Origin of the sequence: Vibrio sp. M60_M70, assembly GCF_037162085.1 — a bacterium.
GTDB classification, from domain to species: domain Bacteria; phylum Pseudomonadota; class Gammaproteobacteria; order Enterobacterales; family Vibrionaceae; genus Vibrio; species Vibrio diabolicus.
This window is the reverse complement of the sequence record NZ_JARLUL010000001.1, coordinates 3,356,780-3,371,361: the sequence shown is the minus strand read 5'-3', so window position 1 is coordinate 3,371,361 and position 14,582 is coordinate 3,356,780. Positions and strand designations below refer to the sequence as shown.

Annotated in this window: 8 protein-coding genes, 3 tRNA genes and 2 rRNA genes; 11 read left to right on the top strand and 2 right to left on the bottom strand. The window is 47.8% G+C overall.

Features of this window, described 5'->3' with window-relative positions:
• Positions 1–153: 153 nt before the first annotated feature.
• Together gppA and rhlB are read right to left on the bottom strand one after the other, a co-directional pair.
• On the bottom strand, positions 154–1,647 hold the full coding sequence (gene gppA, locus P4S59_RS15770; protein WP_046874560.1) for a guanosine-5'-triphosphate,3'-diphosphate diphosphatase: 1,494 nt from the start codon (positions 1,645–1,647) through the stop codon (positions 154–156).
• Positions 1,648–1,666: 19 nt separating this feature from the next.
• Positions 1,667–2,986 (bottom strand): ATP-dependent RNA helicase RhlB, encoded by a 1,320-nt coding sequence (rhlB, locus tag P4S59_RS15765; RefSeq protein WP_005397003.1) that lies wholly within the window; start codon positions 2,984–2,986, stop codon positions 1,667–1,669.
• A 111-nt stretch (positions 2,987–3,097) separates the two neighbouring features.
• Between rhlB and trxA the strand changes: the two genes are divergently transcribed.
• The 11 genes from trxA (at position 3,098) to P4S59_RS15710 (ending at position 14,502) form a co-directional block, all read left to right on the top strand.
• Positions 3,098–3,424 carry a thioredoxin TrxA gene (gene trxA / locus P4S59_RS15760; protein ID WP_004745500.1) on the top strand — a complete coding sequence of 109 codons (327 nt, stop codon included), beginning with the start codon at positions 3,098–3,100 and terminating at the stop codon, positions 3,422–3,424.
• Between the two features lie 196 nt (positions 3,425–3,620).
• A complete protein-coding gene (gene rho, locus P4S59_RS15755) occupies positions 3,621–4,880 on the top strand; it encodes a transcription termination factor Rho (protein WP_005378757.1) in 1,260 nt (419 codons plus the stop codon).
• Positions 4,881–4,985: 105 nt separating this feature from the next.
• Positions 4,986–5,978 carry a hypothetical protein gene (locus tag P4S59_RS15750; protein ID WP_005398448.1) on the top strand — a complete coding sequence of 331 codons (993 nt, stop codon included), beginning with the start codon at positions 4,986–4,988 and terminating at the stop codon, positions 5,976–5,978.
• A 92-nt stretch (positions 5,979–6,070) separates the two neighbouring features.
• Positions 6,071–7,924: a 4-hydroxy-3-polyprenylbenzoate decarboxylase gene (ubiD, locus tag P4S59_RS15745; protein WP_268980005.1), complete on the top strand. Its 1,854-nt coding sequence runs from the start codon at positions 6,071–6,073 to the stop codon at positions 7,922–7,924.
• A complete protein-coding gene (locus P4S59_RS15740; protein WP_012841284.1) occupies positions 7,921–8,190 on the top strand; it encodes a 2Fe-2S iron-sulfur cluster-binding protein in 270 nt (89 codons plus the stop codon). The genes ubiD and P4S59_RS15740 overlap by 4 nt, the downstream gene beginning before the upstream one ends.
• A 14-nt stretch (positions 8,191–8,204) precedes the next feature.
• Positions 8,205–8,918, top strand: a complete 714-nt coding sequence (gene fre / locus P4S59_RS15735) for an NAD(P)H-flavin reductase (protein WP_005398442.1) — start codon at positions 8,205–8,207, stop codon at positions 8,916–8,918.
• A 472-nt stretch (positions 8,919–9,390) separates the two neighbouring features.
• A 16S ribosomal RNA gene (locus tag P4S59_RS15730) occupies positions 9,391–10,942 on the top strand.
• Between the two features lie 90 nt (positions 10,943–11,032).
• Positions 11,033–11,108: transfer RNA gene (locus P4S59_RS15725), tRNA-Glu, on the top strand.
• A gap of 2 nt (positions 11,109–11,110) precedes the next feature.
• Positions 11,111–11,186, top strand: a tRNA-Lys gene (locus P4S59_RS15720).
• Positions 11,187–11,214: 28 nt separating this feature from the next.
• Positions 11,215–11,290 (top strand) — tRNA-Val (locus P4S59_RS15715).
• Between the two features lie 322 nt (positions 11,291–11,612).
• A 23S ribosomal RNA gene (locus P4S59_RS15710) occupies positions 11,613–14,502 on the top strand.
• Together the 16S and 23S rRNA genes with 3 tRNA genes alongside form the textbook arrangement of a ribosomal RNA operon.
• Positions 14,503–14,582: the final 80 nt, after the last annotated feature.

The following is a 14,582-nucleotide window of genomic DNA, read 5'->3' as shown; positions in this document are numbered from 1 at the left end:
GCTTTTAATAGCGGCTTTGTTGTTTCTAAAGCAAATGTACAGCGAAATGAGTATTTAGATCATCGGTGTCTCAAAACTCTATGAGTTGTACATAGGATAATAACGGGTATTAAAAAGGCTCCAAAAGGAGCCTTTGTCATGGGATAACAACCATTAATCAGAGGTAATCGTTAATGGCCAACCGATATCAGTTTGACGGTTGGATTCGATTTCTAGCTCAGCGGCGGTCAACGGGTTGGCCGCTAGCCACTGCGCATCAATGTTTAATGTTAGGTTGTCACCTTCAGCCGTTAATACGACGTTTGGCTCTAAGTTTTGGTTGCGACGGTGAGTCAACAACACCGCTAAGCGCAACAACCGCAGTACGCGCTTGGCACTTGAGCCTGATAACGCGTGTTGCTCAGGCAGTGAGGTGAGTTGTTCTCGATAACGACGGGCAATCTCACCAATAAAGAACTTCTGCGCGCGAGTGTAGCCAGGTAAATCCAAATTCTGGAGTAGGTAAGCACTGTGCTCACCGCCTTTTTTGAAATCGATCGTTAAGCCGATTTCATGCAGCTTTGCGGCGGTTTCAAGCAATATCTTGCCTTGAGGTTCAGTAATCCACTCATCGCCGCCGGCTTGCTCCAACAGTTTGCTTGCCAGTGTCGCAACTTGTTCACCGTATTGGTGATCGAGCTGATAACGATTTTGTACGCTGGCAATTGTGCGAGCACGGATGTCTTCTTGACGTAGCTCTTCAACCATCTCGTAGACTAAGCCTTCACGTAGTGCGCCGCCAGCGAGTGTCATCGCGTCGATTTCCAGTAATTCAAAAACGGCAATCAAAATAGATAGGCCGCTAGGGAACACTAACGCACGTTCAAGCGTTAAGCCTTCAATGTCGAGCTCTTCTAAATGATCGGCTAACATGGCTTGCTTCTGCAGGCGTTTCAATTTGGAGTGAGTGATTACTTCGTCCATACCTTGCGCTAGCATTATCTCTTGCAATGCCTGAACGGTGCCGGATGCGCCAACGCACACATCCCAACCGATTTCAGTATAGCGCTCTAGAATTGGCTGGATTGTCTGCTTCGCGCCTTCAATTGCTGCGTCAAAGTTACGCGCATTCAACTGGCGATCTTTAAAGAAGTTTTCCAGCCAAGTCACACAACCCATTTTTAAACTGGTCAGTGCTTTGGCTTCGAAACCTTCACCGATGATGAGCTCGGTACTTGCGCCACCGATATCGACAACAAGACGGCGACCGCTGCCTCCAGAAGTGTGTGCGACACCTTTATAGATAGTGGCCGCTTCTTCTTCACCGGAGATAACGTCGATTGGTTGACCAAGAATCTGGTTCGCTTTCTCCAGAAACACATCTACATTCGTGGCGGTACGTAAAGTGGCTGTGCCTACAATACGAATGTTTTGTTTAGGAATGTCCTGCAAGCGTTCCGCAAATAGACTTAAGCAGTCCCATCCTCGCTGCATAGCTTCCATACTAAGAGAATTATGTTCATCTAGGCCCGCGGCTAGACGAACCTTGCGCTTAATTTTAGCCATTGTTTGAACGCTGCCATCGATATGACGCACAACGAGCATGTGAAAACTGTTCGACCCGAGGTCGATGGCGGCGTATAGCGGCGATGATCCTGCTTGACTCATAAACGAACTCAGTTTCCTTTTACGATTGTTTTGGTGCCGACTGACGTGGTTGGCGTGGACGACGTCCTTGCGGCTTGCGGTTACCTGAACCTGAACGAGTTCCGCCAGTATTCGTACGACGCTGTTGGTTGCGTGGCGCACGCATACGAATTGGCGCTGGCAGATCTTGGATCAGCGCTGACGAATCGTATTCTGAAACTGGGATAGTGTGCTCAATGTATTCTTCGATTGCAGGCAGGTTAATTGCGTACTCTTCACAAGCAAAACTGATCGAGTGGCCGCTTGCACCAGCACGACCGGTACGGCCAATACGGTGAACGTAATCTTCACAGTCGTCAGGAAGGTCGTAGTTGAAAACGTGCGTCACTTGAGGAATATGCAGACCACGCGCAGCAACGTCAGTTGCAACAAGAATGTCGACATCGCCTTTGGTGAATTGCTCAAGAATCTTTTCACGTTTCTTCTGCGGTACATCACCAGTAAGAAGACCGACACGGTGTCCATCGGCGGCCAAGTGACCCCAAACCGATTCACACTTGTGTTTCGTGTTCGCAAAAATGATGGCGCGATCTGGCCATTCTTCTTCAATCAAAGTTTGAAGGAGGGCCATTTTATCTTCGTTAGAAGGGTAGAAAAGTTCTTCCTGAATGCGGTGACCAGTTTTCTGTTCTGGCTCTACCACAACATGCTCAGGGGTGTTCATGTGCTCAAATGCCAGTTCTTGAACACGGTAAGAAAGCGTCGCTGAGAACAGCATGTTCAAACGCTCTTTTGGTTCAGGCATACGACGGAACAAGAAGCGAATGTCTTTAATAAAGCCAAGATCGAACATGCGGTCGGCTTCATCCAGAACAACGGCTTGAATGTTGTTAAGGTTGAATACGCGCTGTTTGTAGAAATCGATGATACGACCTGTCGTACCAATCAGAATATCGACACCATCTTGCAGCTTATTCAATTGCTTATCGTAGCTTTCACCACCGTAAGCCAAAGCGGTTTTTAGACCAGTGCTCTCAGTTAATGCTTCTGCATCATTGTAAATCTGAATAGCAAGCTCACGTGTTGGCGCCATAATGATTGCGCGTGGCTGCGTAGGTTTACGACCTTCATGCTCCGGTGTCGTCAGAAGGTGGTTGAATGTAGCAGTAAGAAACGCGAGCGTTTTACCAGTACCCGTTTGGGCCTGGCCTGCGATGTCTTGGCCGGTGAGCAGGACCGGCAACGCCAAGGCTTGGATAGGGGTACAAAATTCGAACCCTTTTTTGTCCAATCCTTCAATAACTTGGGGCTTTAAGCCCAAATCGGCGAACTTTTGCTCTGTGATATGCGTCTTTTTCATGGCTATAGAATATCAGCTAAAGCTTGCAATACGAAAGTAAATACATTCCAATAGGGCATCTAATTACTGGTTATCATCCAACCAGTTTCGAAAAACACATTGGAGTGGAAGATGAGTGATAAGATTTTGCAGCTAACTGATGACGGTTTTGAAAACGATGTAATCAACGCTGCAGGCCCGGTTCTAGTGGATTTCTGGGCAGAATGGTGTGGTCCTTGTAAAATGATCGCTCCTATTCTGGATGAAATCGCAGACGAGTACGAAGGCAAACTCACTATCGGTAAACTAAACATCGACCATAACGCAGGTACACCACCTAAGTTTGGTATTCGCGGCATTCCAACGCTACTGCTATTCAAAGACGGCAACGTAGCGGCAACGAAAGTTGGTGCTCTGTCTAAAACTCAACTAAAAGAGTTTTTGGACGCAAACTTATAATCACCAAGTGATTACAGATAAAACCGTGCAAAGTAACAACGCACGGTTTTGTTTTTCTAACTCTGGACTAGAATACTAATTAGTGCTAACTTATCGCGCGTTAATTGAACAAATTTCTCTTCTTGGTCGATCCTGAGACCAAATCCATCTTAACTAGAAAACAGATCTTATTTTGACTAAACAAGAATCCACCACCATGAACCTTACCGAACTGAAGAACAGACCTGTGTCTGACCTTGTAAAACTGGGCGAAAGCTTAGGATTAGAGAACCTAGCTCGCTTAAGAAAACAAGACATCATCTTCGCGATTTTAAAAGCGCACGCTAAAGGCGGCGAAGACATCTTTGGCGATGGGGTTCTGGAAATTCTGCAAGACGGCTTTGGTTTCCTACGCAGTGCAGATAGTTCATACCTTGCGGGTCCGGACGATATCTACGTATCACCAAGTCAGATTCGTCGCTTTAACCTACGTACTGGTGACTCTATCGCTGGTAAAATTCGTCCACCAAAAGACGGTGAACGTTACTTTGCCCTTCTAAAAGTCAATACCGTTAACGACGACAAACCAGACAACGCTCGTAACAAGATCCTATTTGAAAACCTTACCCCTCTACATGCAAATGAACGCATGGTAATGGAGCGTGGTAACGGTTCTACAGAAGACATCACAGCACGTGTTTTAGATTTGGCATCGCCTATCGGTAAAGGCCAACGTGGTCTGATTGTTGCTCCGCCAAAAGCGGGTAAGACAATGCTTCTGCAAAATATTGCTCAAAGCATCGCATACAACCACCCAGAGTGTGAGTTGATGGTACTTCTTATCGACGAACGTCCAGAAGAAGTAACAGAGATGCAGCGTCTAGTTAAAGGTGAAGTAGTCGCGTCGACTTTCGATGAGCCAGCATCTCGTCACGTACAAGTAGCGGAAATGGTAATCGAGAAAGCAAAACGTCTTGTTGAACACAAGAAAGACGTGGTTATCTTGCTTGACTCTATCACTCGTCTCGCTCGTGCTTACAACACCGTAGTACCTTCATCAGGTAAAGTACTGACAGGTGGTGTGGATGCAAACGCACTACACCGTCCTAAGCGTTTCTTCGGTGCGGCACGTAACGTTGAAGAGGGTGGTAGCCTAACTATCATCGCAACAGCACTAGTTGATACTGGTTCTAAGATGGATGAAGTTATCTACGAAGAGTTCAAGGGTACAGGTAACATGGAACTGCACTTGAACCGTAAGATTGCTGAGAAGCGTGTATTCCCTGCGATTGACTTCAACCGTTCAGGTACACGTCGTGAAGAGCTGCTGACGAAGACTGATGAACTACAGAAAATGTGGATTCTGCGTAAGATCGTTCACCCAATGGGCGAAATCGACGCAATGGAGTTCCTCATTGATAAGCTAGCGATGACGAAGACCAACGATGAGTTCTTCGATGCGATGCGTCGTCAGTAATAGCTGAGTCCTTATTCTAAAAAAGCCACCGTTAACGGTGGCTTTTTTGTTGCTTTCTCCCGATGGAAGCATCAGAATGAGGAGAAATGTTATCGGGAGGTTAACATGCAACAAGGAATGTTGTCGTCATTACTCCTGAGCTTGTCACTTATCACACTACCCGCGACGTTATCTGCCAAGGAAATGCAGGAGTCTGTAGTAGAACAGTGGCTTCAGGATACTCAAATACAGGCTAAAGTCTCTGAACTGCTTGATTACGTTGTCAGGGATGAGGTCGACTCGCTTAAATTTGCCCTTGATCGACTAGCTTTACCTCAACAAGAGGTCGTGCGTTTTCGGTTATTGGAAAAGCTTGAGAAGCAAGATGTGATTCTCACGCCTAGAATGGCTCTGTTTGTTGAGTCTCAGATCCGTATGACTCCTACTTATCAGGTTCTAGAGCGAGGGGACGGGTATGAGTTTAGTGTGCCTGCCTTTAACTTTCCTGCCATTGCGAGCCGCTTGATTAAGCGTTGGAAGCAAGACCAAAGTACCTTGGACTTTGTACTACAAGCTGAGCGGAAAGAGCTCGACTTAAAGCAATGGCTTACAGGGCAATCTCAACAAGCTCAAGCGCGTGAAGCACTTTTGATTCGAGAGTTGGACAGCTTATCACCGCATGCGCTTGCCGCATTAACCACTCAGTTAACCAAAGCGAATGTGACCAGTTGGCTACCATCGACAGCCGTGATCGTGAGATTAGCGCAAGTAAGTCAAGATGAGGAAGTGTACAACTTACTCTGGCGGATGAGAGCGGATTACAACAGCCAGTCCGAACTCGAGCGTTTAGCTACGGTTGGGGACGTTTTTTCAATTCAGCAATTGATGAACTCCACCGTCAATCCGTCACTCAAACCAGAAGCCATTAGTCTACTCACAAAATCCAACCCTTTATCTCCGCAAGTGAAACAGTTTCTAGTGAGCAAAATGGCACTATCGGAAGAAGCTACCATGGTCGCTCGAGAGCTGGCGCAGCAAGGGCATCAAACCTGGTTGGAAGAGTTAGTCTCTAACAACCATCAAGTGAAGACCCGGCAGATAGAGCAAGTATTAAAGTAATCTGGCTCACATACCCACACAAAATAGGAGGATCTTAGCGTCCTCCTATTTGTTATACTGCGGACAGTTTAATCAGCCAGTCATGAAGGCCTATGAGTTTTAAGGATTTACGCGAATTTATCGACCACCTAGAACAGAAAGGTCGACTTAAACGCATTGCTCACCCCGTCGACCCCGCTTACGAAATGACAGAAATCAGTGACCGCACCTTGCGTGCTGGTGGACCTGCGCTGTTGTTTGAGAACCCAATTGGCTACGACGTACCTGTTTTGACCAACCTATTTGGTACACCAGAGCGTGTCGCGATTGGTATGGGACGTGAAGATGTTAAAGAATTAAGAGAAGTCGGTAAGCTGCTGGCTTATTTGAAAGAACCTGAGCCACCAAAAGGCTTCAAAGACGCATTGGAAAAATTGCCAGTGTTCAAGCAAGTATTGAACATGCCAGCCAAGCGCTTAAGAAAAGCATCGTGCCAAGAGATTGTGTGGCAAGGTGATGAAGTCGACTTGGACAAAATCCCGGTAATGAGTTGCTGGGCGGAAGACGTTGCACCACTGCTTACGTGGGGCTTAACCGTGACCAAAGGTCCAAACAAGAAACGTCAGAACCTAGGTATTTACCGCCAACAGAAAATCGCCAAGAACAAAATCATAATGCGTTGGTTAGCTCATCGTGGTGGTGCGCTTGACCTACGTGATTGGATGGAAACCAATCCAGGTAAACCTTTCCCAGTTTCGGTTGCGTTTGGTGCAGACCCCGCAACCATTCTTGGCGCAGTAACGCCAGTGCCAGATACGTTATCGGAATACGCATTTGCAGGTTTACTACGTGGCAGCAAAACTGAAGTCGTGAAGTCAGTTAGTAATGATTTGGAAGTGCCAGCGAGCGCTGAAATCGTGATGGAAGGCTATATCGACCCGAACGAGTTTGCTGATGAAGGTCCTTATGGCGATCACACTGGCTACTACAACGAAAAAGAAAAGCACCACGTGTTTACCATTACGCACATTACCATGCGTAAAGACCCAATCTACCACAGTACCTACACAGGCCGTCCGCCAGATGAACCAGCTGTATTGGGTGTGGCATTAAACGAAGTCTTTGTGCCGATTCTGCAAAAGCAGTTCCCAGAAATTGAAGACTTCTATCTACCGCCAGAAGGTTGTTCGTACCGAATGGCAGTCGTCACCATGAAGAAGCAGTACCCAGGACATGCCAAGCGCGTAATGATGGGCGTGTGGTCTTTCTTACGTCAATTCATGTACACCAAGTTTGTTATTGTGTGCGATGAATCGGTAAATGCACGAGATTGGAATGATGTCGTGAAAGCCATGTCAGAGCATATGGACCCAGTACGTGATACCTTGATGATAGATAACACGCCAATCGACTCGCTCGACTTTGCTTCACCTGTGGTCGGTCTTGGCTCCAAGATGGGTTTAGATGCGACCATTAAATGGGATGCTGAACTCGCGACACGAACCAAGGTTACTGAGCGTGACAATAAAGCGATTAACGAAGCGGATCTGGATGCATTAAAACAGCAACGTCCTGAGATTGTTGATGTCTATCTACCAGCCACAGCAAACAACCAATTTGCTGTTGTGACCATGAAGAAAGACCAAGCCGGTCAATCTCAAGAATTGATGGAATATTTATGGGGTTTCTTTGCTCAGTACGCGGATAACAAATTCATTATCTTGTGCGACGATGACGTCAATGCACGAGATTGGAATGACATCATTTGGGCTGTGACAACTCGAATGGACCCAGATAGAGACACAACTCAAGTGCGTGGTAATACTGAGAGTTCATCCAAATTAGGATTGGATGCGACCAACAAGTTCGAATCTGAAGTCACGCGCGAGTGGGGTACGCCTATCAAAAAAGATCCTAAACTTGTGGCTAAAGTCGATGAGATTTGGGACCAGTTAGGTATTCTATGAGTCATCAAGTCCACCTTCTACCAATGGACGTTACGTTTCCAGTAAAAGAAGGGGAGACGGTGTTGGAAGCTGCGCTCAACAACAATATTCGCTTCCCTCACCGTTGCCAAGTTGGCGCTTGCGCCATGTGCATGTGTAAAAAGCTAACGGGCGAGGTGAATTACCACCTCGAACCGATGCTAACCGAAAAAGAGCAACAGCAAGGTTGGATATTCCCTTGCCAAGCCTATACAGAAAGTAATTTAGTGCTTACTTTTGATGAGTAAGCGAGAGGAACACCATGACCATCCAATGTAAAGTAAAGTCTATTCAGCCGTTAGCTTGTAATACTTACCAAATCCTTCTTCACCCAGAATCACCAGTGCCTTTTAAAGCGGGTCAGTACCTGATGGTAGTGATGGGTGAAAAAGACAAACGTCCTTTCTCTATCGCGAGCAGCCCTTGCCGTCATGAAGGTGAACTTGAACTGCACATCGGTGCGGCGGAACACAACGCTTACGCTCAAGAAGTTGTCGAAGCAATGCAAGCGGCGCTTGAAACTGATGGTCAGATTGAAATTGATGCCCCGCATGGTGATGCTTGGGTTCAAGAAGAAAGTGAACGTCCACTATTATTAATTGCTGGTGGTACAGGTTTTAGTTACGTGCGCTCGATTCTGGATCACTGCGTAGCGCAGAATAAAACCAACCCTATCTATCTATATTGGGGGGCGCGTGATAACTGCCAACTTTATGCAAAAGAAGAACTGGTCGAGATCGCCGATAAGTTTACTAACGTTCACTTTGTTCCAGTAGTAGAAGAAGCACCTGCTGATTGGCAAGGTAAGGTTGGTAACGTGCTACAAGCGGTGAGTGAAGATTTCGAAAGCTTAGAAAACTACGATATCTATATTGCAGGTCGTTTCGAAATGGCTGGAGCAGCACGTGAACAGTTCACTCAGAACAAGAAAGCGAAGAGCGAACGTATGTTCGCAGACGCGTACGCATTCATTTAAATACGACTTTTGAGGCTGAAAAAGAGGGTTTTTTACCCTCTTTTTTGCTTTTTTGATGAAATAGTCATCGAACAGTCAGTTTTTTCCATTTTTTTCCAAAAAAGGGTTGCGAACGGATCTGAGTTCCCTATAATGCGCATCCACCGACACGGCAGACGCGATAAGGCTTCAGCAGAGTCGGAGAGGTAAAAAGCTTCTACGAAAATAAAATTGAAAAAGTGTTTGACACTGTCAATTAAATCGCTAGAATGCACCTCCGCTTTGAGAGAAAAGCTTCTCGCAAAGCAAGCTCTTTAACAATATAGACCTATCAATCTGTGTGGGCACTCGTTGATGATAATCCAAATAGTTTCTTCGGAAACAATTTAGGTTTCAATGAAACGAAGTGACCATTGAATCTTCGGATTCAGCACAGTCAATTCAAACATTACTTTATGTAATGTTCAGTATTCATTGAGCCGAACAAAATCTTAAATTGAAGAGTTTGATCATGGCTCAGATTGAACGCTGGCGGCAGGCCTAACACATGCAAGTCGAGCGGAAACGAGTTATCTGAACCTTCGGGGAACGATAACGGCGTCGAGCGGCGGACGGGTGAGTAATGCCTAGGAAATTGCCCTGATGTGGGGGATAACCATTGGAAACGATGGCTAATACCGCATGATGCCTACGGGCCAAAGAGGGGGACCTTCGGGCCTCTCGCGTCAGGATATGCCTAGGTGGGATTAGCTAGTTGGTGAGGTAAGGGCTCACCAAGGCGACGATCCCTAGCTGGTCTGAGAGGATGATCAGCCACACTGGAACTGAGACACGGTCCAGACTCCTACGGGAGGCAGCAGTGGGGAATATTGCACAATGGGCGCAAGCCTGATGCAGCCATGCCGCGTGTATGAAGAAGGCCTTCGGGTTGTAAAGTACTTTCAGTCGTGAGGAAGGCGGCGTCGTTAATAGCGGCGTTGTTTGACGTTAGCGACAGAAGAAGCACCGGCTAACTCCGTGCCAGCAGCCGCGGTAATACGGAGGGTGCGAGCGTTAATCGGAATTACTGGGCGTAAAGCGCATGCAGGTGGTTTGTTAAGTCAGATGTGAAAGCCCGGGGCTCAACCTCGGAATAGCATTTGAAACTGGCAGACTAGAGTACTGTAGAGGGGGTAGAATTTCAGGTGTAGCGGTGAAATGCGTAGAGATCTGAAGGAATACCGGTGGCGAAGGCGGCCCCCTGGACAGATACTGACACTCAGATGCGAAAGCGTGGGGAGCAAACAGGATTAGATACCCTGGTAGTCCACGCCGTAAACGATGTCTACTTGGAGGTTGTGGCCTTGAGCCGTGGCTTTCGGAGCTAACGCGTTAAGTAGACCGCCTGGGGAGTACGGTCGCAAGATTAAAACTCAAATGAATTGACGGGGGCCCGCACAAGCGGTGGAGCATGTGGTTTAATTCGATGCAACGCGAAGAACCTTACCTACTCTTGACATCCAGAGAACTTTCCAGAGATGGATTGGTGCCTTCGGGAACTCTGAGACAGGTGCTGCATGGCTGTCGTCAGCTCGTGTTGTGAAATGTTGGGTTAAGTCCCGCAACGAGCGCAACCCTTATCCTTGTTTGCCAGCGAGTAATGTCGGGAACTCCAGGGAGACTGCCGGTGATAAACCGGAGGAAGGTGGGGACGACGTCAAGTCATCATGGCCCTTACGAGTAGGGCTACACACGTGCTACAATGGCGCATACAGAGGGCGGCCAACTTGCGAAAGTGAGCGAATCCCAAAAAGTGCGTCGTAGTCCGGATTGGAGTCTGCAACTCGACTCCATGAAGTCGGAATCGCTAGTAATCGTGGATCAGAATGCCACGGTGAATACGTTCCCGGGCCTTGTACACACCGCCCGTCACACCATGGGAGTGGGCTGCAAAAGAAGTAGGTAGTTTAACCTTCGGGGGGACGCTTACCACTTTGTGGTTCATGACTGGGGTGAAGTCGTAACAAGGTAGCGCTAGGGGAACCTGGCGCTGGATCACCTCCTTAAACGATGATTATTGCGATGAGTGTTCACACAGATTGATACGGTTTATGAAGTTTAAGAGATAGAACATCCCCCAAGATGTTCAACTTAGTGTCCCGTTCGTCTAGAGGCCTAGGACACCGCCCTTTCACGGCGGTAACAGGGGTTCGACTCCCCTACGGGATACCATTGGGTCGTTAGCTCAGTTGGTAGAGCAGTTGACTTTTAATCAATTGGTCGCAGGTTCGAATCCTGCACGACCCACCATTTCCTTCCACGGAAATCAAAATAATGTGGGCGATTAGCTCAGTTGGGAGAGCACCTGCCTTACAAGCAGGGGGTCACTGGTTCGAGCCCGGTATCGCCCACCATTCTCTAAGTATTTTTGGAATAAAACGTCCAAACCAGAACAAGCAATTGATACTGGTTGGCATTTTTGACTCTGAAAGTCTTTAGAAAATGTAACTTCCTTGTGAAGAAACATAGCTCTTTAACAATTTGGAAAGCTGACAAAACAACAATTTATTGTTGTTTGTAAAGTTCTCAAAGTATTCATTTATGAATACAACTAAAAACACATTCAAGTGTTCTTGGAATTTGAGTCCGGCAAAATCGATATGTCTCTCGCTCATTCAAATAATGAGAGACAACTTTGGTTGTTTAACTTCAATTCGAAACTCCTTCGGGTTGTATGGTTAAGTGACTAAGCGTACACGGTGGATGCCTTGGCAGTCAGAGGCGATGAAGGACGTATTAACTTGCGATAAGCCCAGATTAGGTAGTAAAAACCACTTGAGTCTGGGATTTCCGAATGGGGAAACCCACTTACATAAGTAAGTATCGTTATGTGAATACATAGCATAACGAGGCGAACCGGGGGAACTGAAACATCTAAGTACCCCGAGGAAAAGAAATCAACCGAGATTCCGAAAGTAGCGGCGAGCGAAATTGGACTAGCCCTTAAGCTTTATAGGCGTCAGGTGAACAAGCTGGAAAGCTTGGCGATACAGGGTGATAGCCCCGTAACTGACGACGCATATTCAGTGAAATCGAGTAGGGCGGGACACGTGATATCCTGTCTGAATATGGGGGGACCATCCTCCAAGGCTAAATACTACTGACTGACCGATAGTGAACCAGTACCGTGAGGGAAAGGCGAAAAGAACCCCTGTGAGGGGAGTGAAATAGAACCTGAAACCGTGTACGTACAAGCAGTAGGAGCAGGCTTTGTCCTGTGACTGCGTACCTTTTGTATAATGGGTCAGCGACTTATATTCAGTGGCAAGGTTAACCATCTAGGGGAGCCGTAGGGAAACCGAGTCTTAACTGGGCGTTCAGTCTCTGGATATAGACCCGAAACCAGGTGATCTAGCCATGGGCAGGTTGAAGGTTGAGTAACATCAACTGGAGGACCGAACCGACTAATGTTGAAAAATTAGCGGATGACTTGTGGCTAGGGGTGAAAGGCCAATCAAACCTGGAGATAGCTGGTTCTCCCCGAAAGCTATTTAGGTAGCGCCTCGGACGAATACTACTGGGGGTAGAGCACTGTTAAGGCTAGGGGTCATCCCGACTTACCAACCCTTTGCAAACTCCGAATACCAGTAAGTACTATCCGGGAGACACACGGCGGGTGCTAACGTCCGTCGTGGAGAGGGAAACAACCCAGACCGCCAGCTAAGGTCCCAAATTACTACTAAGTGGGAAACGATGTGGGAAGGCTCAGACAGCCAGGATGTTGGCTTAGAAGCAGCCATCATTTAAAGAAAGCGTAATAGCTCACTGGTCGAGTCGGCCTGCGCGGAAGATGTAACGGGGCTAAGTAGTAAACCGAAGCTGCGGCAATATACTTTTGTATATTGGGTAGGGGAGCGTTCTGTAAGCGGTTGAAGGTGTGTGGTAACGCATGCTGGACGTATCAGAAGTGCGAATGCTGACATGAGTAACGATAAAGGGGGTGAAAAACCTCCTCGCCGGAAGACCAAGGGTTCCTGTCCAACGTTAATCGGGGCAGGGTAAGTCGACCCCTAAGGCGAGGCCGAAAGGCGTAGTCGATGGGAAACGGGTTAATATTCCCGTACTTCTTACAATTGCGATGGGGGGACGGAGAAGGCTAGGTGGGCCTGGCGACGGTTGTCCAGGTTCAAGTGCGTAGGCTTGAGAGTTAGGTAAATCCGGCTCTCTTTAAGGCTGAGACACGACGTCGAGCATCTACGGATGTGAAGTCATTGATGCCATGCTTCCAGGAAAAGCCTCTAAGCTTCAGATTGTAAGGAATCGTACCCCAAACCGACACAGGTGGTCGGGTAGAGAATACCAAGGCGCTTGAGAGAACTCGGGTGAAGGAACTAGGCAAAATGGTACCGTAACTTCGGGAGAAGGTACGCTCTCGACGGTGAAGTCCCTCGCGGATGGAGCTATTGAGAGTCGCAGATACCAGGTGGCTGCAACTGTTTATTAAAAACACAGCACTGTGCAAAATCGTAAGATGACGTATACGGTGTGACGCCTGCCCGGTGCCGGAAGGTTAATTGATGGGGTTAGACTTCGGTCGAAGCTCTTGATCGAAGCCCCGGTAAACGGCGGCCGTAACTATAACGGTCCTAAGGTAGCGAAATTCCTTGTCGGGTAAGTTCCGACCTGCACGAATGGCGTAATGATGGCCACGCTGTCTCCACCCGAGACTCAGTGAAATTGAAATCGCTGTGAAGATGCAGTGTACCCGCGGCTAGACGGAAAGACCCCGTGAACCTTTACTACAGCTTGGCACTGAACATTGACCCTACATGTGTAGGATAGGTGGGAGGCTTTGAAGCGCAGTCGCTAGATTGCGTGGAGCCGTCCTTGAAATACCACCCTTGTAGTGTTGATGTTCTAACGTCGACCCCTTATCGGGGTTGCGGACAGTGCCTGGTGGGTAGTTTGACTGGGGCGGTCTCCTCCCAAAGCGTAACGGAGGAGCACGAAGGTGGGCTAATCACGGTTGGACATCGTGAGGTTAGTGCAATGGCATAAGCCCGCTTGACTGCGAGAATGACAATTCGAGCAGGTGCGAAAGCAGGTCATAGTGATCCGGTGGTTCTGAATGGAAGGGCCATCGCTCAACGGATAAAAGGTACTCCGGGGATAACAGGCTGATACCGCCCAAGAGTTCATATCGACGGCGGTGTTTGGCACCTCGATGTCGGCTCATCACATCCTGGGGCTGAAGTCGGTCCCAAGGGTATGGCTGTTCGCCATTTAAAGTGGTACGCGAGCTGGGTTTAGAACGTCGTGAGACAGTTCGGTCCCTATCTGCCGTGGGCGTTGGAGAATTGAAAGGGGCTGCTCCTAGTACGAGAGGACCGGAGTGGACGAACCTCTGGTGTTCGGGTTGTGTCGCCAGACGCATTGCCCGGTAGCTAAGTTCGGGATCGATAACCGCTGAAAGCATCTAAGCGGGAAGCGAGCCTTGAGATGAGTTCTCCCTGATACTTTAAGTATCCTAAAGGGTTGTCGTAGACTACGACGTTGATAGGCAGGGTGTGTAAGCGTTGTGAGGCGTTGAGCTAACCTGTACTAATTGCCCGTGAGGCTTAACCATACAACACCCAAGGGGTTTTGATGGACTCAATGAAAGAACATTGAATGTGTAAGAACGAGAATTAAGAAACAGCTTTCCGA